At 56.1% G+C, this 22,228-nt stretch carries 21 protein-coding genes, 1 tRNA gene and 1 rRNA gene; 10 read left to right on the top strand and 13 right to left on the bottom strand.

Annotation, left to right across the window (positions count from 1 at the left end; translation table 11 throughout):
- Positions 1 to 7 precede the first annotated feature (7 nt).
- Both ACOI6Z_RS25845 and rrf read left to right on the top strand, forming a co-directional pair.
- A tRNA-Thr gene (locus tag ACOI6Z_RS25845) sits at positions 8 to 83 on the top strand.
- Positions 84 to 121: 38 nt separating this feature from the next.
- A 5S ribosomal RNA gene (gene rrf / locus ACOI6Z_RS25850) occupies positions 122 to 237 on the top strand.
- Positions 238 to 457: 220 nt separating this feature from the next.
- Here the strand turns inward: rrf and ACOI6Z_RS25855 are convergent.
- The 3 genes from ACOI6Z_RS25855 to ACOI6Z_RS25865 form a co-directional block, all read right to left on the bottom strand.
- Positions 458 to 679 carry a membrane protein gene (locus ACOI6Z_RS25855; RefSeq protein WP_004206262.1) on the bottom strand — a complete coding sequence of 74 codons (222 nt, stop codon included), beginning with the start codon at positions 677 to 679 and terminating at the stop codon, positions 458 to 460.
- A gap of 292 nt (positions 680 to 971) precedes the next feature.
- The gene (locus ACOI6Z_RS25860; RefSeq protein ID WP_023291164.1) at positions 972 to 4,082 is read right to left on the bottom strand and encodes an efflux RND transporter permease subunit; all 3,111 of its coding nucleotides are present in this window, start codon (positions 4,080 to 4,082) and stop codon (positions 972 to 974) included.
- A 12-nt stretch (positions 4,083 to 4,094) separates the two neighbouring features.
- The gene (locus ACOI6Z_RS25865) at positions 4,095 to 5,234 is read right to left on the bottom strand and encodes an efflux RND transporter periplasmic adaptor subunit (RefSeq protein ID WP_065813231.1); all 1,140 of its coding nucleotides are present in this window, start codon (positions 5,232 to 5,234) and stop codon (positions 4,095 to 4,097) included.
- Between the two features lie 376 nt (positions 5,235 to 5,610).
- Between ACOI6Z_RS25865 and envR the strand changes: the two genes are divergently transcribed.
- Complete coding sequence (gene envR, locus ACOI6Z_RS25870; protein WP_065813232.1) at positions 5,611 to 6,264, top strand: acrEF/envCD operon transcriptional regulator; 654 nt, start codon at positions 5,611 to 5,613, stop codon at positions 6,262 to 6,264.
- Between the two features lie 84 nt (positions 6,265 to 6,348).
- On the opposite strand, the gene fis is transcribed toward envR, so the two are convergent.
- The 10 genes from fis to msrP form a co-directional block, all read right to left on the bottom strand.
- On the bottom strand, positions 6,349 to 6,645 hold the full coding sequence (gene fis, locus ACOI6Z_RS25875; protein ID WP_000462905.1) for a DNA-binding transcriptional regulator Fis: 297 nt from the start codon (positions 6,643 to 6,645) through the stop codon (positions 6,349 to 6,351).
- Positions 6,646 to 6,669: 24 nt separating this feature from the next.
- A complete protein-coding gene (dusB, locus tag ACOI6Z_RS25880) occupies positions 6,670 to 7,635 on the bottom strand; it encodes a tRNA dihydrouridine synthase DusB (RefSeq protein ID WP_004144972.1) in 966 nt (321 codons plus the stop codon).
- A 357-nt stretch (positions 7,636 to 7,992) separates the two neighbouring features.
- On the bottom strand, positions 7,993 to 8,874 hold the full coding sequence (prmA, locus tag ACOI6Z_RS25885) for a 50S ribosomal protein L11 methyltransferase (RefSeq protein ID WP_004144971.1): 882 nt from the start codon (positions 8,872 to 8,874) through the stop codon (positions 7,993 to 7,995).
- 11 nt (positions 8,875 to 8,885) lie between these two features.
- The gene (panF, locus tag ACOI6Z_RS25890; protein ID WP_023291160.1) at positions 8,886 to 10,337 is read right to left on the bottom strand and encodes a sodium/pantothenate symporter; all 1,452 of its coding nucleotides are present in this window, start codon (positions 10,335 to 10,337) and stop codon (positions 8,886 to 8,888) included.
- Positions 10,327 to 10,569 (bottom strand): DUF997 family protein, encoded by a 243-nt coding sequence (locus ACOI6Z_RS25895; RefSeq protein WP_004206253.1) that lies wholly within the window; start codon positions 10,567 to 10,569, stop codon positions 10,327 to 10,329. The genes panF and ACOI6Z_RS25895 overlap by 11 nt, the downstream gene beginning before the upstream one ends.
- Positions 10,570 to 10,679: 110 nt before the next feature.
- Positions 10,680 to 12,029 carry an acetyl-CoA carboxylase biotin carboxylase subunit gene (gene accC / locus ACOI6Z_RS25900; RefSeq protein ID WP_004174096.1) on the bottom strand — a complete coding sequence of 450 codons (1,350 nt, stop codon included), beginning with the start codon at positions 12,027 to 12,029 and terminating at the stop codon, positions 10,680 to 10,682.
- Positions 12,030 to 12,039: 10 nt separating this feature from the next.
- The gene (gene accB, locus ACOI6Z_RS25905) at positions 12,040 to 12,507 is read right to left on the bottom strand and encodes an acetyl-CoA carboxylase biotin carboxyl carrier protein (RefSeq protein ID WP_004206250.1); all 468 of its coding nucleotides are present in this window, start codon (positions 12,505 to 12,507) and stop codon (positions 12,040 to 12,042) included.
- Between the two features lie 22 nt (positions 12,508 to 12,529).
- Positions 12,530 to 12,982, bottom strand: coding sequence for a type II 3-dehydroquinate dehydratase (aroQ, locus tag ACOI6Z_RS25910; RefSeq protein WP_023291159.1), 453 nt, complete (start codon positions 12,980 to 12,982; stop codon positions 12,530 to 12,532).
- Positions 12,983 to 13,214: 232 nt separating this feature from the next.
- Positions 13,215 to 13,814, bottom strand: coding sequence for a protein-methionine-sulfoxide reductase heme-binding subunit MsrQ (msrQ, locus tag ACOI6Z_RS25915; protein ID WP_023291158.1), 600 nt, complete (start codon positions 13,812 to 13,814; stop codon positions 13,215 to 13,217).
- The gene (gene msrP, locus ACOI6Z_RS25920) at positions 13,814 to 14,815 is read right to left on the bottom strand and encodes a protein-methionine-sulfoxide reductase catalytic subunit MsrP (RefSeq protein ID WP_032454192.1); all 1,002 of its coding nucleotides are present in this window, start codon (positions 14,813 to 14,815) and stop codon (positions 13,814 to 13,816) included. The genes msrQ and msrP overlap by 1 nt, the downstream gene beginning before the upstream one ends.
- A 230-nt stretch (positions 14,816 to 15,045) precedes the next feature.
- Between msrP and ACOI6Z_RS25925 the strand changes: the two genes are divergently transcribed.
- The 7 genes from ACOI6Z_RS25925 (at position 15,046) to rng (ending at position 22,218) form a co-directional block, all read left to right on the top strand.
- On the top strand, positions 15,046 to 15,237 hold the full coding sequence (locus tag ACOI6Z_RS25925; RefSeq protein ID WP_032429221.1) for a hypothetical protein: 192 nt from the start codon (positions 15,046 to 15,048) through the stop codon (positions 15,235 to 15,237).
- A 79-nt stretch (positions 15,238 to 15,316) separates the two neighbouring features.
- Complete coding sequence (gene csrD / locus ACOI6Z_RS25930; protein ID WP_044524921.1) at positions 15,317 to 17,257, top strand: RNase E specificity factor CsrD; 1,941 nt, start codon at positions 15,317 to 15,319, stop codon at positions 17,255 to 17,257.
- A 305-nt stretch (positions 17,258 to 17,562) separates the two neighbouring features.
- Complete coding sequence (gene mreB / locus ACOI6Z_RS25935) at positions 17,563 to 18,606, top strand: rod shape-determining protein MreB (RefSeq protein WP_002918653.1); 1,044 nt, start codon at positions 17,563 to 17,565, stop codon at positions 18,604 to 18,606.
- A 70-nt stretch (positions 18,607 to 18,676) separates the two neighbouring features.
- On the top strand, positions 18,677 to 19,669 hold the full coding sequence (gene mreC, locus ACOI6Z_RS25940) for a rod shape-determining protein MreC (RefSeq protein WP_004206242.1): 993 nt from the start codon (positions 18,677 to 18,679) through the stop codon (positions 19,667 to 19,669).
- Complete coding sequence (mreD, locus tag ACOI6Z_RS25945) at positions 19,669 to 20,157, top strand: rod shape-determining protein MreD (protein WP_002918648.1); 489 nt, start codon at positions 19,669 to 19,671, stop codon at positions 20,155 to 20,157. Before mreC ends, mreD begins: the two co-directional genes overlap by 1 nt.
- Before the next feature lie 7 nt (positions 20,158 to 20,164).
- Positions 20,165 to 20,746, top strand: a complete 582-nt coding sequence (locus tag ACOI6Z_RS25950) for a Maf family protein (RefSeq protein WP_023291155.1) — start codon at positions 20,165 to 20,167, stop codon at positions 20,744 to 20,746.
- Positions 20,747 to 20,748: 2 nt separating this feature from the next.
- A complete protein-coding gene (gene rng, locus ACOI6Z_RS25955) occupies positions 20,749 to 22,218 on the top strand; it encodes a ribonuclease G (protein ID WP_004206239.1) in 1,470 nt (489 codons plus the stop codon).
- Positions 22,219 to 22,228: the final 10 nt, after the last annotated feature.

Consider the following 22,228-nt stretch of genomic DNA (forward strand, 5'->3'; position numbering starts at 1 on the left):
TTAGCGTGCTGATATGGCTCAGTTGGTAGAGCGCACCCTTGGTAAGGGTGAGGTCCCCAGTTCGACTCTGGGTATCAGCACCACTTTTTAGGTTAAAGTTCGGCACGTTGTAAAGAATTTGCCTGGCGACAATAGCGCGGCGGTCCCACCTGACCCCATGCCGAACTCAGAAGTGAAACGTCGTAGCGCCGATGGTAGTGTGGGGTCTCCCCATGTGAGAGTAGGGAATCGCCAGGCATCAAATAAAGCAGAAGGCCCAGTCGAAAGACTGGGCCTTCTGCTTTTGTGTTATCTGTCGATAAGCAGTCCTGCCGCCAGGGGGAAACCCGTCAAAGCCGATTTGCGCGTAATGCAGCAAGGGACAGTGAGTTTGTTTGTTCGGTTGTCATGTGGATGATGCGCAGAAGAGCAGATACAGGTTCGACGCTAGCCCCTGTATCTGCTGGTCGGGGGAGAATTAGCGGGTCAGCGCGACGATCCCTAACGTGAGGCCGGCTACCGCGGCGGCGCCCCCGGCGATCGCGCCTGCGGTGTCCCAGTTGTCTTCTGTTGTGCCTTTCATACAGGTATTGGTGTGGACTAAGCGGCCTTGCGAGTCATACACCGGCACGCAGGGAGAGTCATGGGCACAGCCTGCCAGCAGAGAGGCCAGCAGCGCCACGATTAAATACTTTTTCATGATATTACCTCTGGATAATCCGCAGGGTTGTACTGAAAGCCAGTGCAGAACGGAATGGCTTATTTTATCACCGCGGATTGTCCGGCCCGGATGCCGAAATCATCTCAATATATGAGCCACGTAAATATCGTGAAGATAAGCAGGGGAATATGCAGAAAAGATGGAGAGAACGATCGTGTCCCAGCGCTGCCGCGCGCGATAGCGGTTGTCAGATAGCGGGAAGCTGTAGTGGTTGCTCATATACCAGGCGAAAAAAAAGCGCCCGCAGGGGCGCCTTTAATACCAGGCCGGGTTATTCAGCGTGCCGGGTAAAACGTCGTCTGACGACCACAAAGAAGACCGGAACAAAGAAGATCGCCAGCAGTGTCGCGGTTAGCATCCCGCCCATGACACCGGTACCCACCGCATTCTGCGCCCCGCTGCCGGCACCATGGCTAATCACCAGCGGCATGACCCCGAGAATAAAAGCCAGAGAGGTCATCAGAATGGGTCGCAGGCGCATCCGCGATGCCTCCAGGGTTGCTTCAATGATCCCTTTCCCTTCTTTCTCCATCAGATCCTTGGCGAATTCGACGATCAGGATCGCATTCTTCGCCGACAAACCGATCGTGGTCAGAAGGCCTACCTGGAAGTAAACGTCGTTATTCAGCCCACGCAGCGTGGCGGCTAACAGCGCGCCGATCACCCCCAGCGGAACCACTAGCATGACTGAGAACGGAATCGACCAGCTCTCATACAGCGCCGCCAGGCACAGGAAGACGACAATCAGCGAGATGGCATAGAGCGCGGGAGCCTGGTTGCCGGAAAGGCGTTCCTGGTAAGACATCCCGGTCCAGTCGTAACCAATACCGCTCGGCAGTTTACTGGCCAGCGCTTCCATCAGCGCCATGGCTTCCCCGGTACTCTTGCCCGGCGAGGCTTCACCGAGGATCTCCATGGAGGGTAAACCGTTGTAGCGTTCCAGACGCGGCGAGCCATATATCCAGCGCGAAGTGACGAAGGCGGAGAACGGAACCATTTCGCCATTGGCGCTACGAACATACATATTGTTAATGTCGCTCGGCAGCATACGGAAATGGGCATCAGCCTGGACGTACACTTTCTTGACGCGACCACGGTCAATAAAGTCATTGACGTAGTACCCGCCCAGCGCAGCGGATATCGTTTCATTGATATCGGAGAGCGATACGCCCAGCGCCTGCGCTTTTTCCTGGTCGACATCCAGTTTGAACTGCGGCGTATCTTCCAGCCCATTAGGCCGTACCCGTACCAGCTGATCCGGATGCTGTTTCACCATGCCCAGCAGTTGATTGCGCGCCTGCGTCAGGGCAGTATGACCTAGCCCGCCCTGGTCGATCAGCTCAAAGTCGAAGCCGGTGGCGGTACCCAGCTCAATAATGGCAGGCATGTTGAACGGGAAAACCATGGCGTCTTTGATCTGGCTGAAGGCCACGGTGGCTCGCTTGATGATGGACTCCACGCTGTTTTTATCGCCGCTGCGCGCTTCCCATGGTTTCAGGCTGACAAACGCCATGCCGGAGTTTTGGCCCTGGCCGCTGAAGCTGAAGCCGTTAACGGTAAAGACGCTTTCGACGTTAGCCTTCTCGTTATGCAGATAGTAGTCGGTCACGGTATCCAGCACTTTCTGTGTCCGCTCCTGTGTAGCGCCGGAAGGCAGCTGGATCATGGTCAGGAAGACCCCCTGGTCTTCATCGGGTAGAAAGGATGTCGGGAGACGCATAAACAGCACGGCCATTCCCACGACGATCAGCAGATAGATCACCAGGTAACGGCCGGTTCCACGCAAAATACCGCTGACGCTGTTGGTGTAGTGGTTAACGCTCTGGTCAAAACGGGCGTTAAACCAGCCGAAAAATCCTTTTTTCTCATGGTGTTCAGCTGAGGCTGGCTTCAACAACGTGGCGCAGAGCGCTGGTGTCAGCACCAGGGCAACCAGCACGGAGAGCGCCATGGCGGAAACGATGGTGATCGAAAACTGGCGATAAATCGCGCCGGTGGAACCGCCGAAGAAGGCCATCGGCACGAAAACCGCAGAGAGCACCATGGCGATACCCACCAGCGCCCCCTGGATCTGCGACATCGACTTTTCCGTCGCTTCTTTTGGCGAGAGCTTCTCCTCAACCATCACACGTTCGACGTTTTCCACCACCACAATGGCGTCATCGACCAGCAGACCTATCGCCAGCACCATACCAAACATCGTCAGGGTGTTGATGGAGTAGCCAAACATCGACAGTACCGCGAAGGTACCCAACAGCACGACGGGCACGGCAATGGTCGGAATGAGCGTAGCGCGCATGTTCTGCAGGAACAGATACATGACAAGGAAGACGAGAATAATCGCTTCAAAGAGCGTTTTGACCACTTCGTGAATAGAGATTTTGACGAAAGGGGTCGTATCGTACGGATAGACCACCTTCATTCCCTGGGGGAAGTAAGGCTGCAGTTCGGCCAGCTTCGCTTTAATCGCGGTGGCAGTATCCAGCGCGTTGGCGCCGGTCGCGAGCTTAATACCCAGACCAGAGGCGGGCTTGCCGTTAATTCTGGCGACGACATTGTAGTTCTCTCCGCCCAGCTCAACGCGGGCGACATCTTTCAAATGGACGACAGAACCATCGGCATTGACCCGCAGCGTGACCTTGCCAAACTCCTGCGGATCTTTAAGCCGCGTCTGGGCAATGATCGACGCGTTCAACTGCTGGCCTTTCAGCGCTGGCGTACCGCCCAGCTGGCCGGCGGCAATCTGATCGTTCTGAACCTGCAGCGCATTGATGACGTCCACCGGCGTCAGGTTGTATTTGTTCAGCAGGTTGCCATCCAGCCAGATGCGCATGGCGTACTGCGCGCCGAACAGCTGTACATCGCCCACACCGTTGAGTCGGCTGATGGGATCTTTAACATTAGAGGCGACATAGTCGGAAATATCATCCTGGGTGGTGACCGGGTTATCAGAGATAAAGCCGGCCACCAGCAGGAAGCTGCTGCTGGACTTCTCTACGCTAATTCCCTGCTGCTGGACTTCCTGAGGCAGCAGCGGGGTGGCCAGCTGCAGTTTGTTTTGCACCTGCACCTGGGCGATATCCGGATCGGTGCCGGACTTAAAGGTAAGCGTGATGGTTACTGAGCCGGCGGAATCGCTGGTCGACGACATATACATCAGGTTGTCGATACCGTTCATGTTCTGCTCAATAACCTGAGTGACCGTGTCCTGCACGGTCTGAGCATCCGCACCGGGATAGGTGGCGGAGATCGCCACCGCAGGGGGCGCAATCGTCGGATACTGCGCTATCGGCAGCTGGAGAATGGCCAGACCGCCAGCAATCATCATGATGATGGCCAGCACCCAGGCAAAGACCGGTCGATGGATAAAAAACTTAGACATGGCTGGGTATCCTTATTGCGCGACCGGTGCCGCACGCTCCACTTCTGCTTTAACGGTGACGCCGGGACGGACTTTCTGTAAGCCGCTGACAATCACCTTATCGCCCGGCTTCAGCCCGCTGGTGATAAGCCACTTATCGCCCACGGCCTGGGAAGCCACCACTTGACGGGGTTCAACCTGATTTTTGTCATTCACCAGCATGACGGAGGCATCGCCCCGCGGCGTTCGAGTCATCCCCTGCTGCGGCACCAGGATGGCCTGCGGATCGGTGCCTTCATCGATGCGGGCGCGGACGAACATCCCCGGCAGCAGGACATGCTGCGGGTTAGGGAAGATAGCGCGCAGGGTAATTGAACCTGTACTTTCATCGACAGTGACGTCGGAGAACTGCAGCGAACCCTTAAGCGGATAGGCCTGACCGTTCTCCATCAGCAGTTCAACGCTTTTGGTGTCGCCGCCGCGTTGCAGGCTTTCCTGCTTAAGGCGCATGAAGTCATTGCTGGATTCCGTCACGTCGACGTAGATCGGATCGAGCTGCTGGACGGTGGCCAGGGCATCCGACTGACCGTTGGTAACCAATGCCCCCTCGGTGACGCTCGATTTACCGATGCGTCCGCTAATGGGAGAGGTCACTTTGGTGTAGGCCAGGTTGATGCGGGCGCTTTCCACGGAGGCTTTGGTAGCGATGACGTCGGCATCGGCCTGGCGGGCGGTGGCCACCGCCTGATCGTATTCCTGTTGACTGATATACTTGGTACCCAGCAGCGGAACGTAGCGTTTCACCGTCAAGTGGGCGATGGCGGCTGCGGCTTCGGCTTTTGCTTCATCGCCCTTGGCGCTGTTCCACGCCGCCTGGTAGGTTGCCGGATCGATCTGATAGAGCGACTGGCCTGCTTCGACATCGCTTCCTTCAACAAAGTTACGCTTCAGGATAATACCGCTTACCTGAGGGCGGACTTCCGCCACGCGAAAAGCTGAAGTTCGGCCTGGCAGTTCGGTGGTGACCGACAGCGGCGCGCTGTTCACGACATGGACCGTCACCTGCGGCGCCTGGGCATGGGGTTGCGGATTGTCCGAATTATCGCAGCCGGTAAGCAATAAGGCCGAGATAATTAAACCGGATAAAAGTGTCACTCTGGCGTGAGTAGTCATGGCGGTTCCTTATAGATTACGTGCCAAATTCGGCGGCGAATCTGTGAAAGAAAGAGGGAATTAAAAAGCAGCTTGCCATCCTACAAATAAACGCCACTGGATGTAAGGGATAGTTATTTTGGGACAATCAGCAAGGCACGCAAAAACAAAAAAACGCGCTGCCTTTTTATTCTGTTTACCTTAATTGTAAATCTTAATAAATAGACATCAATTCCGTGAATGAGTTATTTATTAATATTGATTTGGGTAATTTATTTGACGATGGCGTCAGAATTAACTTGTCTGCATTTTTGCTAAAAAATATTCCATGACAAATGTTAGGTTAAGCGATCTTCAGAAAATCCTAAATATCCTGTCCGGCGGGAAGGGGGCTTGTATGGCAAGAAAAACGAAAGAAGAGGCGCTACGCACGCGGCAGCTCCTGATTGAGTCCGCGATCCAGCAGTTCGCTCTGCGGGGGGTGACCAACACGACCCTGACGGATATTGCTGATGCGGCGGGAGTGACCCGCGGCGCCGTCTACTGGCATTTTGCCAGTAAGACCGAGCTGTTTAATGAAATGTGGCAGCAGCAGCCACCGCTCAGGGATTTGTTTCAGCATAGCCTCGCAACAGAGAATGAACAGGAGCCTTTAAATGCATTGCGCGAGCGGTTTATTACCGGGCTCCGCTATATTGCTGCGAATCCTCGCCAGCGCGCGCTGATGCAAATTCTTTATCAGCGCTGCGAGTTTGCCAATGATATGCTTTCGGAAAATGAAATTCGCCAGCGCATTGGCTTTAATTATTCGCTCATCGGCGGCATGCTGCAGTGCTGTGTGCGTAACAATATATTGCCAGCCGAAACAAATATTGAAGTGATATTAATTGTTTTACACAGCGCCTTTTCCGGACTAATTAAAAACTGGCTGCTCGATCCGCAACGCGTCGATCTTTATCAGCAGGCGCCTGCGCTGGTGGATAATATTATGGCGGTAGTCTGTGCTGCTCGTGTATCGGAGACGCCGGTACTGCGGGCGGTGAATCAGTAATGTGTCCCGCTGCCGCAGGTAATAAAAAAGGCGCTTCCCCATGCCGAAGAGCGCCTTTTATATCAAGCAAGCAACTGACTAGTATCAGTTCATGCCGTATTTTTTCAGTTTTTTACGCAGCGTACCGCGGTTGATGCCCATCATCAGGGCAGCGCGGGTCTGGTTACCACGGGTGTATTGCATCACCATGTCCAACAGGGGCTGTTCAACTTCAGCCAGTACCAGCTCATACAGGTCATTCACATCCTGACCGTTCAGTTGAGCAAAATAGTTCTTCAGTGCCTGTTTAACCGAGTCACGCAGGGGCTTTTGAGTTACCTGATCCTGAGAGTTAACGGTAGAAACGGTCAGTACGTCAGAATTTACGCGTTGTTCGAACATAGTTCTGTCAGCTCTTTATTTCTATTACGCAAAATTTTCGAAGTATGCCTCCAACGCCTCCAGCTGTTCGCTGGCATCCTCAATGGCGTTGAATGTGCGCCGAAACTGGTCATCTGGAGCATGTTCCTGAAGATACCAGGAGACGTGTTTACGCGCGATTCGGTACCCTTTTGCCTGACCATAAAAGTCATGCAATTCCCGAACGTGCGCACAAAGCAAGCGCTTGACCTCTGCCAGCGGCAGCGGGGGCAGCAGCTCTCCAGTGTCCAGATAATGCTGGATTTCCCGAAAGATCCAGGGTCTTCCCTGAGCTGCACGGCCTATCATCAGGGCATCAGCCCCTGTATAGTCGAGCACAGCTCTGGCTTTAAGCGGGTCAGTAATGTCGCCATTCGCGATAATCGGAATGGAAACTTTCTGCTTAACTGCCCGAATACTGTCGTACTCAGCGTCTCCGTTAAACAAGCAGGCGCGGGTGCGTCCGTGAATAGTCAGAGCCTGAATGCCACACTCTTCGGCCAGTTGGGCAATCTCTACGCAGTTACGGTGTTCCGGTTCCCAACCGGTGCGAATCTTGAGAGTCACAGGAACGTCCACCGCATTCACGACCGCCGTCAGGATCGACTTCACCTGGTCGGGGTACTGCAAGAGGGCTGAACCTGCAAGCTTGCGATTCACCTTTTTCGCCGGGCATCCCATATTGATATCAATAATCTGGGCGCCGCTTTCCACGTTAATCCGCGCGGCGGCAGCCATCTCTTCCGGCACGCTACCGGCGATTTGCACGGTACGAATACCGGGCTCATCAATATGCACCATCCGTAAACGGGACTTGTCGCTCTCCCACACCTGTGGGTTAGAGGACATCATCTCGGAAACGGTTAAACCCGCTCCCATCTCGTAGCACAGCGTCCGGAATGGTCTGTCAGTAATGCCAGCCATGGGCGCTGCGATCAGGCGATTTCTGAGCTGGTGGTGTCCGATGCGCATGAGTTAAGAAATGACCATACTGTGACTGCAAGGCGGCGTATATTACGCATTTTTTGCACGAGATGAAAGGCCAAACTTTGAGCAATCCTCTGTTGCAGATCAATGAATCCGGGACTAACGTAAAAGGAATGAATAAATACTTATATTAATCATTGATTTAATGGGTGATGGATAATTTGTGTCCATTTATAAAATCATAAAACTTCTCGATTTTTCTTAGAAAAACTCGCTACCAGACGATATAAAACGCTGTTTTTATAGCCAAAAAAGTGCTCTGTAGTGCGATCTGCCTCTCATTTCCTGGCATTATTTGGTGGCTACTGGAAACAAAAATGCGGCCCACAGGCCGCATTGCGCTTAGTTTTTCCGGCCGGTGATCCGGCACCACTCCTCTTTCTCGACCACCGGGTCAAGGGTGAAGAGATCGGCGTAGGCTTCACAGACGCTCTCCGCCTGGCTGGCAAGGATGCCGGAAAGCCCCAGCAAACCGCCTGAAACGGGCAGGACGCTGATTAACGGCGCCAGCTCACGTAACGGGCCTGCCAGGATATTGGCGACCACGACGTCGGCTTTCATCGACTCCGGCTGGTCCTGAGGAAGATAGAGCTCCAGACGCTCAGATACGCCGTTACGCTGCGCGTTATCGCGGCTGGCCTGAATAGCCTGCGGGTCGATATCAATGCCGATCGCTTTTGCGGCCCCCAGCTTCAGCGCGGCAATCGCCAGGATGCCGGAACCGCAGCCGAAATCAATGACCGTTTTTCCGTTGAGGTCGAGTCCATCGAGCCACTGCAGGCACAGGGATGTCGTCGGGTGCGTGCCGGTACCGAAGGCCAGACCCGGATCGAGCATCACGTTGACGGCATTTTCATCCGGAACGTCGCGCCAGCTCGGGCAGATCCACAGCCGCTCACCGAAACGCATCGGATGGAAGTTATCCATCCATTCCCGCTCCCAGTCTTTATCTTCCAGCTGCTCGATCTTATGCGCGAAGCCGGCGCCCAGCAGCGGGTGCTGCTCCAGTTGGGCAACGACCGCTTTCATATCGGTTTCGGCATCGAACAGGCCGATCACGTCGGTATCGCCCCACAGCCGGGTTTCCCCGGGCAACGGCTCAAATACCGGCGTATCGTGCGTATCCTGGAAGGTGATCGAGACCGATCCGGCCTCCATCAGCGCATCGCTAAGATCTTCAGCGTTCGCGCCGGTGGTATTTAGTTTCAGTTGGATCCATGGCATAGCAAAACTCTTTATTTATCAGTAGTCAAAATAGGTGGCTGTGGTGCGGGACGGCCGAAACGGTTCCCTGCCACAAACGCCAGTAAACTCAGCAGCAGCGCGGGAACGATCGGGTGGAAGCCGAGAAACTGCACTTTCAGCGTGGCAAGTACGGCATACAGCACGCCGCCCACGATCATCGCGCTCAGCGCGCCAGCCGCGTTAGCACGTTCCCAATACAGGCCCAGTACCAGCGGCCACAGGAAGACGGCTTCCAGGCCGCCGAAGGCCAGCAGATTCAGCCAGATAATCATCTCCGGCGGTCGCCAGGCCGCGAGCAGCAGCAGAACACCCAACAGGAGCGTGATGCCGGCGGACATGCGTTTTAGCCGCTTTTCGTTAGTCGCCTGATCCGGACGCCAGTTCAGATACAGATCCTTGATGATCGTAGCGGAACTTTGCAGAAGCTGGGCATTGATCGTCGACATAATCGCCGCCATCGGCGCGGCCAGAAAGATCCCTGCCGCAAAGGGCGGGAGCACTTTGACCATCAGCGTCGGGATCACCAGATCCGGTACGGTTAAGTCGGGGAGCACCGCCCGACCTAACGCGCCGGCCAGGTGCATGCCAAACATCAGGATCGCCACTACGATGGTGCCGATCATAATGCCGCGATGCACGGCTTTGCTGTCTTTGTAGGAGATACAGCGAACGGCGGTATGCGGCAGGCCAATGACGCCGAAGCAGACCAGCACCCAAAACGAGGCCATAAAGGTTGGCGAGAGGATATCTTCCGCCCCCTGCGGGGACACCAGCTTGACGTCGATCGACTGCAGAGTCTCTACCGCATGGCCAATCCCGCCGGCGGCGTGGATCACCCCCACCAGCAGCACGATCGTGCCGATCAGCATCACCATGCCCTGCATGGTATCGTTGAGCACGCTGGCGCGAAAGCCGCCATAGGCGGTATACAGCGCGATGCTGATGCCGAAGATCAGCAGACCGGTATCGTAGGGAATACCCGCAGCTGTCTCCAGCAGGCGGGCGCCGCCGATAAACTGGACGGTCATGGCGCCAACGAAGGCTACCAGCAGGCTCAGGCTGGCCAGCCAGACCAGCAGACGGCTCTGGTAGCGCGCAAACAGCATGTCATTGAGGGTGACGGCATTATAACGACGCGCAAGGATGGCGAATTTTTTTCCCAGTACGCCCAGCGACAGCCAGATGGCGGGGAGCTGGATCATCGCCAGCAGTACCCAGCCCAGGCCGTATTTATAGGCGGCGCCGGGTCCGCCGATAAATGAGCTGGCGCTGATATAGGTGGCGGTTAGCGTCATGGCCAGCACGAAGCCGCCCATCGAGCGGCTGCCGAGAAAGTACTCATTAAGAAAGCTTCCTGAGGCGCGTTTTCTCATGGCGTAAAGGGATAAGCCGAACACCACTACCAGATAGGCGATCAGGGGAATAATGACCTCAAACTGCATCATCGTCCTCCAGAGGAATGTCGCGGAAAACCAGTTTGACCATCGCCCAGCACAGCAGAATAAACAGCAGCGGAACCAGCAGGCAGGCCATTTCAAACCAGTGGGGCAGGCCGGTAAAACCGATAGCCACCCCCGGCAGATAGGCGGCGGCCAGCCAGGCGGCAAGATAGAGAAGGGTCAGCCACAGCGCCCAGCGCGCTTCTTTGTGGGCCTGAACAAAGCGTTTGTCCATTTTTTGTCCCTTGAGGATAAAGAAAGCGGGGATTGTACCGCATGGTATAGATGAGGAGAGAGAAAAAGAAAAAAGGCCGGAAAATCCGGCCTTTTGCTGAGAGAGCAGAATTATTTTTCCTGCAAGCCGAGTTTTTTCTCCAGATAGTGGATGTTGGTGCCACCATGCTGGAAGTTCTCGTCGCTCATAATGCGCATCTGCAGATCGACGTTGGTCTTGATGCCATCGATGATCAGCTCCTGCAGCGCATTCTTCATGCGGGCAATCGCCACGTCACGGCTTTCGCCGTAGCAGATCAGTTTGCCGATCATGGAGTCATAGTACGGCGGTACGGTGTAGCCGGCGTAAATATGGGACTCCCAGCGCACGCCAAAGCCGCCCGGCGCGTGGAAACGGGTAATTTTACCCGGGCTCGGCAGGAAGGTGTTCGGGTCTTCGGCGTTGATACGGCATTCCACCGCATGGCCGCGAACCACCACTTCATCCTGCTTGATGGACAGCGGCTGGCCGGCTGCGATACGCAGCTGCTCTTTGATCAGGTCAACGCCGGTGATCATTTCAGTTACCGGATGCTCTACCTGGATACGGGTGTTCATTTCAATGAAGTAGAACTCGCCGTTTTCGAACAGGAACTCAAAGGTACCCGCCCCGCGGTAGCCGATATCGACACAGGCTTTCGCGCAACGCTCGCCGATGTAGCGACGCAGTTCCGGAGTGATGCCCGGCGCCGGCGCTTCTTCGACCACTTTCTGGTGACGACGCTGCATGGAGCAGTCACGTTCAGCCAGATAGATAGCGTTGCCCTGACCGTCCGCCAGTACCTGAATTTCAATGTGACGTGGGTTTTCCAGGTATTTCTCCATGTAGACCATATCGTTGTTGAAAGCCGCTTTGGCTTCCGCTTTGGTCATGGAGATGGACTGGGCCAGTTCAGCGTCGCTGCGCACAACGCGCATACCGCGACCGCCGCCGCCGCCGGAGGCCTTGATGATCACCGGATAGCCGATGCGTTTAGCATGGGCGCGGTTAGCGTCCATGTCGTCGGTCAGCGGGCCGTCAGAACCGGGTACGGTCGGGACGCCGGCTTTTTTCATGGCGGTGATCGCGGACACTTTGTCGCCCATCAGGCGGATAGTGTCGGCTTTCGGGCCGATGAAGATAAAGCCGGAGCGCTCAACCTGCTCAGCAAAGTTGGCGTTCTCGGAGAGGAAGCCATACCCCGGGTGAATCGCTACCGCGCCGGTGATCTCAGCGGCGCTGATGATAGCTGGGATGTTCAGATAGCTTTTTACGGACGGAGCCGGACCGATACAGACCGTCTCATCCGCTAACAATACGTGTTTTAGATCGCGATCCGCGGTGGAATGCACAGCAACGGTCTTGATGCCCAGTTCTTTACAGGCACGCAGGATGCGCAGTGCGATCTCGCCACGGTTAGCGATGACAATTTTATCCAGCATGTTCGCCTCGTTACTCGATAACTACCAGCGGCTCGTCGAATTCTACCGGTTGGCCGCTTTCGATCAGAATGGCTTTCACCACGCCGGCTTTGTCGGCTTCGATCTGGTTCATCATTTTCATCGCTTCGACGATGCACAGGGTGTCGCCCACGTTAACTTTCTGGCCAACTTCCACAAACGCTTTCGCGTCCGGGCTTGGCGTGCGATAGAAAGTACCAACCATCGGGGAACGTACGATGTGACCACTGATTTCCGCTTTTGCCGGCGCTTCTGCTGCTGCAGCTGGCGCGGCAGCCGCGGCGGCAGGTGCCTGAGGCTGCATCATCGGCGCAGCATAAGCCTGCTGCATAACCGGATAGCTTGCGGCCGGTGCAGAGCGGCTGATGCGAACAGACTCTTCGCCTTCAGAAATTTCCAGTTCGGAGATACCTGATTCTTCAACCAGCTCGATCAGTTTTTTAATCTTACGAATATCCATGAGTGGGTTCCGTACTCTTTGTTTAGTGTGATTGTGACAGGCGTTTTACCGCCGTCTGTAAAGCGTATGAATAGCCGTCCGCCCCCAGTCCGCAGATGACGCCAGCGGCGACATCTGACAGATACGAATGCTGGCGGAAGGGTTCGCGTGCATGCACATTGCTCAGGTGAATCTCGATAAACGGGATGTTCACGGCAAGCAAAGCGTCACGGATTGCTACGCTGGTATGCGTGAACGCGGCCGGATTAATCAGGATATAGTCCACGTTGTCTTTAGCCTGATGAATTCGGTCGATTAACGCATGCTCCGCGTTGGACTGCAGGTGATCCAGGCTCACATTCAGCGCCGCCGCTTCAGATGTTAAATGGTTAACAATCTCCGCCAGCGTGAGCGGACCATACTTCTCAGGCTCGCGGGTACCGAGCATGTTAATGTTTGGACCATTCAAAAGCAAAATGTGAAACTTCTTTGCCATCGTGTGGCGATCTCCTGCCATTTTCGGGTAAAAAACAACATATACCTTCAATGCGCCCTTGTCACCTTTTCAGGGTCAGAAAACCCCGTCAGGAAAGCCAAAGTCGCACATTATAACGATTTCGTAGCAATTGGCAGCTAAATACTGGTCTTATCAGGGAAGATTATCAACCGCTATCTTAAAAAGAGTCGCGGTTGATAAAGGATCTGCGGGAAACTGCACATTACGGGATTCAGCGCCACCACTGGCGGAACTTCTTGTAACGCCATGCCAGCAGCGCCACTGCCAGCAGGGCATAAATGATGGGCTGCGGCGAGAGGATCTTCACTGACCACAGGTAGTGAATCGGCGCGAGGATCGCCACCAGATAGACGAAGTTGTGTAAAAGTTGCCAGCGGCGGCCCAGTTTTCGCTGCATCGCCTGCGTCGACGTCACCGCCAGCGCCAGCAGGATCGCCCAGCTGACCATGCCTAACGTCAGATAGGGGCGGTTGATAATCTCCGAGCCCAGCAGCGCCAGATTGTTAATGCCCAGCTCCAGCAGGGTATAGCTGGTCAGGTGCAGCGTCGCCCAGGCGAAACACCATAAACCTAACAGGCGACGAACGCGAATCAATAATGGTTGTTTCGCATAGCGCGCCAGCGGGGAGACCAGCAGCGTCGCCAGCAGAAACTTCAGCGCCATCCTGCCGGTAAAATGCTGGATATCCTTGGCCGGATCGGCGCTAAAGTAGCCCTGATGTCCGGCCCAGAATAGCCAGACCAGCGGCAAAAAACCCGCCAGATGAAGTAAAACCTTCAGCCAGGCGATCTGTTTGACGGTGAAACGCACTAGAAGTTCTCCCGCAGGTTCATGCCGCGATACAACGACGCCACCTCGTCGGCATAGCCGTTAAACAGCAGGGTTGGCTGACGCTTGACATCGAGTACGCCGCCGGCGCCGATAAACCGCTCGCTGGCCTGCGACCAGCGGGGGTGATCGACGTGCGGATTGACGTTGGCGAAGAAGCCGTATTCGTCCGGTGCCGCCAGATTCCAGGTGGTCGGCGGCCGCTCGCGGGTCAATTCAATGCTGACGATGGATTTAATGCCTTTGAAACCGTACTTCCACGGCACAGTAAGGCGGACCGGCGCGCCATTTTGCGGCGGCAGCGCTTTGCCATACACCCCGACGGTGAGCAGCGTCAGCGGATGCATCGCTTCATCCAGCCGCAGCCCCTCCACGTAAGGGTAAGCCAGTCCCCCACCGATAAACCGATCTTTCTGCCCGGGCATTTGATCCGGAGCATAGAGGGTTTTGAAGGCCACATAGCGCGCATTGCTGGTGGGCTCCACCAGCGCCAACAGCTTATGCAGCGGGAAGCCGACCCAGGGGACCACCATCGACCAGGCTTCCACGCAGCGCATACGATAAATACGCTCTTCCAGCGGGAAGCGTTTGGTCAGATCGTCATGGTCGAGAGTCAGCGGCTTCGCCACCTCACCGCCGATGGTCAATGTCCAGGGATCGGTGCGCAGGCTACCCGCGTTCGCCGCCGGATCGGCTTTATCGAGGCCGAATTCATAAAAGTTATTGTAGCCGGAGACTTTATCTTCCGGGGTAAGCGTCAGCTTAGCCTGCCATTCAGCGGGTTTAGCAAAGTCCAGGGCTTTGCCCGCCGGGGCTGGCGGACGGTCGTGGCCTTTAAACCAGTCCAGCAGGTCGGCCTGCGCGGCGGCGGGAAGCGAAAGGGCGGTCGCGCTGATGCCCAGCATTTTCAGTACCTGGCGCCGCTGGAGCATAAAAACGGATTCGGCCGTGACGTCGGCTTCCGTCAGTTTTTTTCTTTTCATGGTGTCCTCCGTCATGCGTTTCCTTAAGCATGACGGAGGCGGCGATGAATCGCGAATATGTCACGAAAAATTGCACATTAGGAGCATGGGCCGCCGCCGAAGCAGGGGCGCGGTCGTCCAGGAATCATCGGAAAGTGGCGCAAGACGTTTCCTTTACCGCGCCTGACCCGGCATCTTTAGCAGGGAAAAAAGCGGACGGGAGGCTGGCAGGACGGAAAATCGGCAATAATGTGCGCCGCTGGCGCGGGTTTGCCATCCAGCGTCTAAAATTAAAGCGCTTCTGGCGCAGGCCGCAGGCGGGCGGCGATTGGCAAATTTTTTCTGCCGACTATACTCGCTATCGGCATACTTTCGCCGATAATACGCATTCCATTGCCAGACTCGCCATCTTTGATAGTATGCGTCGCGCTTTAAAAGGTTAATGCTAGCGTCAAGGCGCGCGCCGGCACGGGAGCCTGATGGTTCATCGGGCAGTCATTCACTCGCGGAGTTAACACAGGGATGCGATTAACGACGAAGTTCTCAGCCTTTATCACGCTGCTAACTAGCCTGACCATCTTTGTCACGCTGATTGGCGCTTCGCTGAGTTTTTACAACGGCATTGAGAACAAGGTCGAAAACCGGGTTCAGGCGGTGGCGACCATGCTGGATAACCGGCTCATCACCACCTCTTTTGATAAGCTTGAGCCGCAGCTGGATGAGCTGATGACGCCGATAGAGATCGTGCATATCGATTTCATGCTTAACGGTAAACCGCTCTACAGCCACTCCCGAACCGACAGCTATCGCCCGCTTGGCAGTCATGAGCAATTCCGTGAGATCACGGTCCCGTCGTTGAAACATCCCGGTATCTCTCTGCATCTGGTCTACGTTGACCCGATGGTGAACTATTTCCGTTCGCTGTCGATTACCGCCCCGCTGTCGATCTCCATTGGCTTCATGGTGGTGATTATTTTCTTCGCCGTCCGCTGGATCCGCCGCCAGCTGGCGGGTCAGGAGCTGCTTGAGCTTCGTTCCACGCGTATCCTGAGCGGCGAGCGCGGGCCGCAGGTGCGCGGCTCAGTCTATGAATGGCCTGCCAGCACCAGTAGCGCGCTGGATATGCTGCTGTCGGAGCTGCAGTTTGCCAGCGATCAGCGCAGCCGGATGGATACGCTGATTCGCTCCTATGCGGCACAGGATTCTAAAACCGGGCTGAATAATCGCCTGTTTTTTGACAATCAGCTGGCCACGCTGCTGGAAGATCAGGAGAAGGTGGGGGCGTACGGCATCGTGATGATGATCCGTCTACCGGAGTTTGATCTGCTACGGGACAACTGGGGGCGTGCGGCGGCCGAAGAACATTACTTCACGCTTATCAACCTGCTCTCTACCTTTATTATGCGTTACCCTGGCGCGCTGCTGGCGCGCTATCACCGTAGCGACTTCGCTGTGCTGCTGCCGCACCGCACGTTAAAAGAGGCGGATAGTATCGCCGGGCTGCTGCTGAAGGCCATGGACGCGCTGCCTCCGACGCGGATCCTCGATCGTGACGATATGATGCATATCGGCATCTGTTCTTTCCGCAGCGGGCAATCGGCGGCGCAAGTGATGGAACATGCTGAAGCGGCAACGCGCAACGCGGTGCTGCAGGGCAGCAACAGCTGGTCGGTCTATGACGATACCCTTCCGGAGAAAGGCCGCGGCAACGTTCGCTGGCGGACGCTGATCGAACAGATGCTGAGCCGCGGCGGGCCGCGGTTGTACCAGAAGCCCGCCGTCACCCGCGACGGTCGGGTGCATCACCGTGAACTGATGTCGCGGATGTACGACGGTAAAGAAGAGGTGATTGCCGCCGAGTACATGCCGATGGTGCTGCAGTTTGGCCTGGCGGAGGAGTATGACCGCCTGCAGGTGACGCGCCTGCTGCCGTTTTTAGGCTTCTGGCCCGAGGAGAATCTGGCGCTGCAGCTGTCGGTGGAGTCGCTGATCCGTCCGCGTTTCCAGCGCTGGCTGCGCGATGCTCTGATGCAGTGTGAAAAATCGCAGCGTCAACGGATTATTTTTGAACTTGCTGAGGCAGATGTTTGTCAATATATCGGCCGTCTGCAGCCGGTTATGCGGTTGGTTAACGCGCTTGGCGTTCGGGTGGCGGTGGTTCAGGCAGGGTTAACCCTGGTGGGAACCAGCTGGATCAAGCAGCTGGATGCGGAGCTGATCAAACTGCATCCGGGCCTGGCGCGCAACATCGAAAAGCGCAGCGAGAACCAGCTGCTGGTGCAAAGCCTGGTGGAAGCCTGTAAAGGCATGCCTATGCAAGTTTTTGCGACGGGCGTACGCAGCCGCAGCGAGTGGCTGGTACTGTCCCAATGCGGTGTCACGGGCGGGCAGGGGGAATTTTTTGCCGCCTCACAGCCACTTGACACAAATGTGAAAAAATATTCGCAAAGATACTCGGTTTGATCTGCCGTTTAGCGTGATTTCACGTAGAATAACGCGCGCCATCGTGAAGGGGGTGTGCTTGTCTACCTGCCGGATCATCGCAATGTAAATGCCAGTGACCCTCCTTTGACAGGTTACAAATTCAGGCGTGGAGCGCTGCTGAAGATTTCAGCAATGAACGGAGTCGGAAAAATTTGTAACAAAGGAAATGAACTGCACTAATTTTCACCGCAGCAGGTGATTTTTGCGCCTTGTCGCTGCTGCGTGTGGTTGGTAAAGTAAGCGGATTTTGTTTTCCGCCCCAGCTTTCAGGATTATCCCTTAGTATGTTAAAAAAATTTCGTGGCATGTTTTCCAATGACCTGTCCATTGACCTGGGTACCGCGAATACCCTTATTTACGTAAAAGGACAAGGCATCGTATTGAATGAGCCTTCCGTGGTGGCCATTCGTCAGGATCGTGCCGGATCGCCGAAAAGCGTCGCCGCCGTGGGTCATGAAGCGAAGCAGATGCTCGGCCGTACCCCGGGTAATATCGCGGCGATTCGCCCGATGAAGGACGGCGTTATCGCTGACTTCTTCGTGACGGAAAAGATGCTGCAGCACTTTATCAAACAAGTGCACAGCAACAGCTTTATGCGCCCGAGCCCGCGCGTACTGGTCTGCGTGCCGGTTGGCGCCACCCAGGTTGAGCGTCGTGCTATCCGTGAATCCGCGCAGGGCGCTGGCGCTCGCGAAGTGTTCCTGATTGAAGAACCGATGGCGGCCGCGATCGGCGCTGGCCTGCCGGTTTCTGAAGCGACCGGTTCCATGGTGGTGGATATCGGCGGCGGTACCACCGAGGTAGCGGTTATCTCCCTGAACGGCGTGGTTTACTCTTCTTCCGTGCGTATCGGCGGCGACCGCTTCGATGAAGCCGTCATCAATTACGTGCGTCGTAACTACGGCTCTCTGATCGGTGAAGCGACCGCTGAGCGTATCAAACATGAAATCGGTTCGGCTTACCCGGGCGATGAAGTGCGTGAAATTGAAGTGCGCGGCCGTAACCTGGCGGAAGGCGTTCCACGCGGCTTCACCCTGAACTCAAACGAAATTCTTGAAGCGCTGCAGGAGCCGCTGACCGGCATCGTGAGCGCGGTCATGGTTGCCCTTGAGCAGTGCCCGCCGGAACTGGCGTCTGATATCTCCGAGCGCGGGATGGTTCTCACCGGCGGTGGTGCGCTGCTGCGCAACCTGGACCGTCTGTTAATGGAAGAAACCGGAATTCCAGTCGTGGTTGCTGAAGATCCGCTGACCTGCGTAGCGCGTGGCGGCGGCAAGGCGCTGGAAATGATCGACATGCACGGCGGCGACCTGTTTAGCGAAGAGTAGTCAGCCTGAAGGTCCGGGGTGGCTTCCGCGCTGCCCCAGGTCTTTACTGACACGAGAATACGCATAGCCTATGAAGCCAATTTTTAGCCGTGGCCCCTCGCTACAGATTCGCCTTATTCTGGCGGTGCTGGTGGCGCTTGGCGTGATTATCGCCGACAGCCGCCTGGGTACGTTCAGTCAAATCAGAACGTACATGGATACAGCCGTCAGCCCTTTCTACTTTGTCTCTAATGGTCCCCGGGAACTGCTCGACAGCGTATCGCAGACGCTGGCTACCCGTGACCAGCTCGAACTGGAAAACCGCGCGCTGCGTCAGGAGCTGTTGCTGAAAAACAGCGATCTGCTGATGCTGGGCCAGTACAAGCAGGAGAATGCGCGCCTGCGTGAACTGCTTGGCTCGCCGCTGCGCCAGGACGAGCAAAAAATGGTGACCCAGGTCATCTCAACGGTCAACGACCCCTACAGCGATCAGGTGGTTATCGATAAGGGCAGCGTCAACGGCGTCTACGAAGGCCAGCCGGTTATCAGTGATAAAGGCGTGGTGGGGCAGGTCGTAGCCGTGGCGAAAATGACCAGCCGGGTACTGCTGATCTGTGATGCCACCCATGCGTTGCCGATCCAGGTCCTGCGGAACGATATTCGCGTCATTGCCGCCGGTAACGGCTGCACCGACGACCTCCAGCTTGAGCATCTGCCGGCAAATACCGATATTCGCGTCGGCGATGTGCTGGTGACCTCCGGTCTGGGCGGTCGTTTCCCGGAAGGGTACCCGGTTGGGGTTGTCTCTTCAGTGAAACTGGACACCCAGCGCGCCTACACGGTGATCCAGGCGCGTCCGACGGCCGGTCTGCAGCGTTTGCGCTATCTGCTGCTGCTGTGGGGCGCCGATCGCAATGGCGCTAACCCGATGACCCCGGAAGAGGTCCATCGGGTGGCTAACGAACGCCTGATGCAGATGATGCCGCAGGTATTGCCTGCGCCGGATGCGATGGGGCCGCAGATGCCGGCGCCCGCCACCGGGCTGACGCCGTCTCAGCCGTCGCAGCCTGCAGGGGGGCAATAGTGGCAAGTTACCGTAGCCAGGGACGCTGGGTTATCTGGCTCTCGTTTCTTATCGCGCTATTGCTGCAAATTATGCCCTGGCCGGCGGACATCAGCGTTTTCCGGCCCAACTGGGTATTATTGATCCTGCTGTACTGGATCCTCGCGCTGCCGCACCGGGTGAATGTGGGAACGGGCTTCGTGATGGGGGCTATTCTTGATCTCATCAGCGGCTCGACGCTGGGCGTTCGCGCGCTGTCCTTAAGCATCGTCGCCTATCTGGTGGCGCTGAAGTATCAGCTGTTCCGTAACCTGGCGCTGTGGCAACAGGCGCTGGTGGTCATGCTGTTATCCCTCGCCGTGGATATCATTGTTTTCTGGGCAGAGTTTTTAGTGATCAACGTCTCTTTCCGTCCGGAAGTATTCTGGAGTAGTGTAGTAAACGGTATCCTCTGGCCATGGCTCTTCCTGCTGATGCGTAAAGTGCGTCAGCAATTTGCAGTGCAATAAGGTTGATATGACAACTCTGTATCTTGCTTCTGGTTCCCCGCGTCGGCAGGAACTGCTGACTCAGCTTGGTCTCGCGTTTGAGCGTCTGGTTCCTGGTATCGAGGAGCAGCGCCAGCCGCAGGAGAGCGCGCAGCACTATGTCGTGCGCCTGGCGCGCGAAAAGGCGCAGGCCGGAGTGGCGCTGGCATCGCGGGATTTGCCGGTTTTGGGAGCGGATACGATTGTTATTTTGAACGGCGAAGTGCTGGAAAAACCGCGCGATGCCGAACACGCTGCAGCGATGCTGCGCCTGCTTTCCGGCCAAACCCATCAGGTCATGACCGCGGTGGCGCTGGCGGATAAGCAGCAGACGCTGGATTGTCTGGTGGTCACGGAAGTGACCTTCCGGCCGCTCAGCGAGCAGGATATCGCCGATTATGTGGCCAGCGGCGAGCCTTTAGATAAAGCAGGTGCATACGGTATTCAAGGGTTGGGTGGCTGTTTCGTCAGGAAGATTAATGGCAGCTATCACGCCGTAGTCGGCTTACCGCTGGTGGAAACGTATGAGTTGCTCAGTAACTTTAACTCACTGCGTAAAGAAAAGGGATAAAGATGACGGCTGAATTATTAGTGAACGTAACGCCATCCGAAACGCGCGTTGCGTATATTGATGGCGGTATTCTGCAGGAAATCCATATTGAGCGTGAAGCGCGACGCGGAATAGTAGGCAATATCTACAAAGGTCGTGTTAGCCGAGTGCTGCCGGGAATGCAGGCGGCTTTTGTAGATATTGGTCTGGATAAGGCGGCGTTCCTCCACGCCTCCGATATCATGCCGCATACCGAGTGCGTTGCCGGTGAGGAGCAAAAGCAGTTTACCGTGCGCGATATTTCGGAGCTGGTGCGCCAGGGCCAGGACCTGATGGTCCAGGTGGTTAAAGATCCGCTCGGTACCAAAGGCGCGCGTCTGACCACCGATATTACCCTGCCTTCCCGCTATCTGGTCTTTATGCCGGGCGCCTCCCACGTGGGGGTCTCTCAGCGCATTGAAAGCGAAGCCGAGCGCGAGCGGCTGAAAAAGGTCGTGGCAGAGTACTGCGACGAGCAGGGCGGATTTATCATTCGCACCGCCGCGGAAGGCGTTCACGAGCAAGAGATGGCCGCCGATGCCGCCTATCTTAAGCGCGTATGGACCAAGGTGATGGAGCGCAAAAAGCGCAACCAGACCCGCTATCAGCTGTACGGCGAGCTGGCCCTGGCTCAGCGCGTGCTGCGTGATTTTGCCGACGCGCATCTCGACCGGATTCGCGTTGACTCGCGGCTGACCTACGAGGCGCTGCTCGAATTTACCGCCGAATATATCCCGGAAATGACCAGCAAGCTGGAACACTACAGCGGCCGTCAGCCGATATTCGATCTCTTTGACGTTGAGAACGAAATTCAGCGCGCGCTGGAGCGTAAAGTCGAGCTCAAGTCCGGGGGGTATCTGATCATCGACCAGACCGAGGCGATGACCACCATCGATATCAACACCGGGGCGTTTGTTGGGCACCGCAATCTTGACGATACTATCTTCAATACCAATATCGAAGCCACCCAGGCGATAGCCCGCCAGCTGCGTTTACGTAATCTCGGCGGCATTATCATCATTGATTTCATCGACATGAACAATGAAGACCATCGCCGGCGGGTGTTGCACTCCCTGGAGCAGGCCCTCAGTAAAGACCGGGTGAAGACCAGCATCAACGGTTTCTCCCAGTTGGGTCTGGTGGAGATGACCCGTAAACGCACCCGCGAAAGCGTGGAGCATGTGCTGTGCAACGAATGCCCGACCTGCCACGGACGCGGAACGGTAAAGTCCGTGGAAACGGTATGCTATGAGATTATGCGTGAGATCGTTCGCGTGCATCATGCTTATGATTCCGATCGCTTCCTGGTCTATGCTTCCCCTGCGGTGGCGGAAACCCTGAAAGGGGAAGAGTCGCATGCGCTGGCGGAAGTGGAGATCTTTGTCGGCAAGCAGGTGAAGGTACAAATTGAGCCGCTCTATAATCAAGAGCAGTTCGATGTGGTTATGATGTAAGACACTGCGT

Source organism: Klebsiella sp. C239, from assembly GCF_048822715.1.
In the GTDB taxonomy this organism is placed as follows: Bacteria; Pseudomonadota; Gammaproteobacteria; order Enterobacterales; family Enterobacteriaceae; genus Klebsiella; species Klebsiella quasipneumoniae.

Coding starts and splice junctions, on each gene's coding strand:
- ACOI6Z_RS25855 (WP_004206262.1), bottom strand. CDS start 679: ATGAAAAAGTATTTAATCGTGGCGCTGCTGGCCTCTCTGCTGGCAGGC.
- ACOI6Z_RS25860 (WP_023291164.1), bottom strand. CDS start 4,082: ATGTCTAAGTTTTTTATCCATCGACCGGTCTTTGCCTGGGTGCTGGCC.
- ACOI6Z_RS25865 (WP_065813231.1), bottom strand. CDS start 5,234: ATGACTACTCACGCCAGAGTGACACTTTTATCCGGTTTAATTATCTCG.
- envR (WP_065813232.1), top strand. CDS start 5,611: ATGGCAAGAAAAACGAAAGAAGAGGCGCTACGCACGCGGCAGCTCCTG.
- fis (WP_000462905.1), bottom strand. CDS start 6,645: ATGTTCGAACAACGCGTAAATTCTGACGTACTGACCGTTTCTACCGTT.
- dusB (WP_004144972.1), bottom strand. CDS start 7,635: ATGCGCATCGGACACCACCAGCTCAGAAATCGCCTGATCGCAGCGCCC.
- prmA (WP_004144971.1), bottom strand. CDS start 8,874: ATGCCATGGATCCAACTGAAACTAAATACCACCGGCGCGAACGCTGAA.
- panF (WP_023291160.1), bottom strand. CDS start 10,337: ATGCAGTTTGAGGTCATTATTCCCCTGATCGCCTATCTGGTAGTGGTG.
- ACOI6Z_RS25895 (WP_004206253.1), bottom strand. CDS start 10,569: ATGGACAAACGCTTTGTTCAGGCCCACAAAGAAGCGCGCTGGGCGCTG.
- accC (WP_004174096.1), bottom strand. CDS start 12,029: ATGCTGGATAAAATTGTCATCGCTAACCGTGGCGAGATCGCACTGCGC.
- accB (WP_004206250.1), bottom strand. CDS start 12,507: ATGGATATTCGTAAGATTAAAAAACTGATCGAGCTGGTTGAAGAATCA.
- aroQ (WP_023291159.1), bottom strand. CDS start 12,982: ATGGCAAAGAAGTTTCACATTTTGCTTTTGAATGGTCCAAACATTAAC.
- msrP (WP_032454192.1), bottom strand. CDS start 14,815: ATGAAAAGAAAAAAACTGACGGAAGCCGACGTCACGGCCGAATCCGTT.
- csrD (WP_044524921.1), top strand. CDS start 15,317: ATGCGATTAACGACGAAGTTCTCAGCCTTTATCACGCTGCTAACTAGC.
- mreB (WP_002918653.1), top strand. CDS start 17,563: ATGTTAAAAAAATTTCGTGGCATGTTTTCCAATGACCTGTCCATTGAC.
- mreC (WP_004206242.1), top strand. CDS start 18,677: ATGAAGCCAATTTTTAGCCGTGGCCCCTCGCTACAGATTCGCCTTATT.
- ACOI6Z_RS25950 (WP_023291155.1), top strand. CDS start 20,165: ATGACAACTCTGTATCTTGCTTCTGGTTCCCCGCGTCGGCAGGAACTG.
- rng (WP_004206239.1), top strand. CDS start 20,749: ATGACGGCTGAATTATTAGTGAACGTAACGCCATCCGAAACGCGCGTT.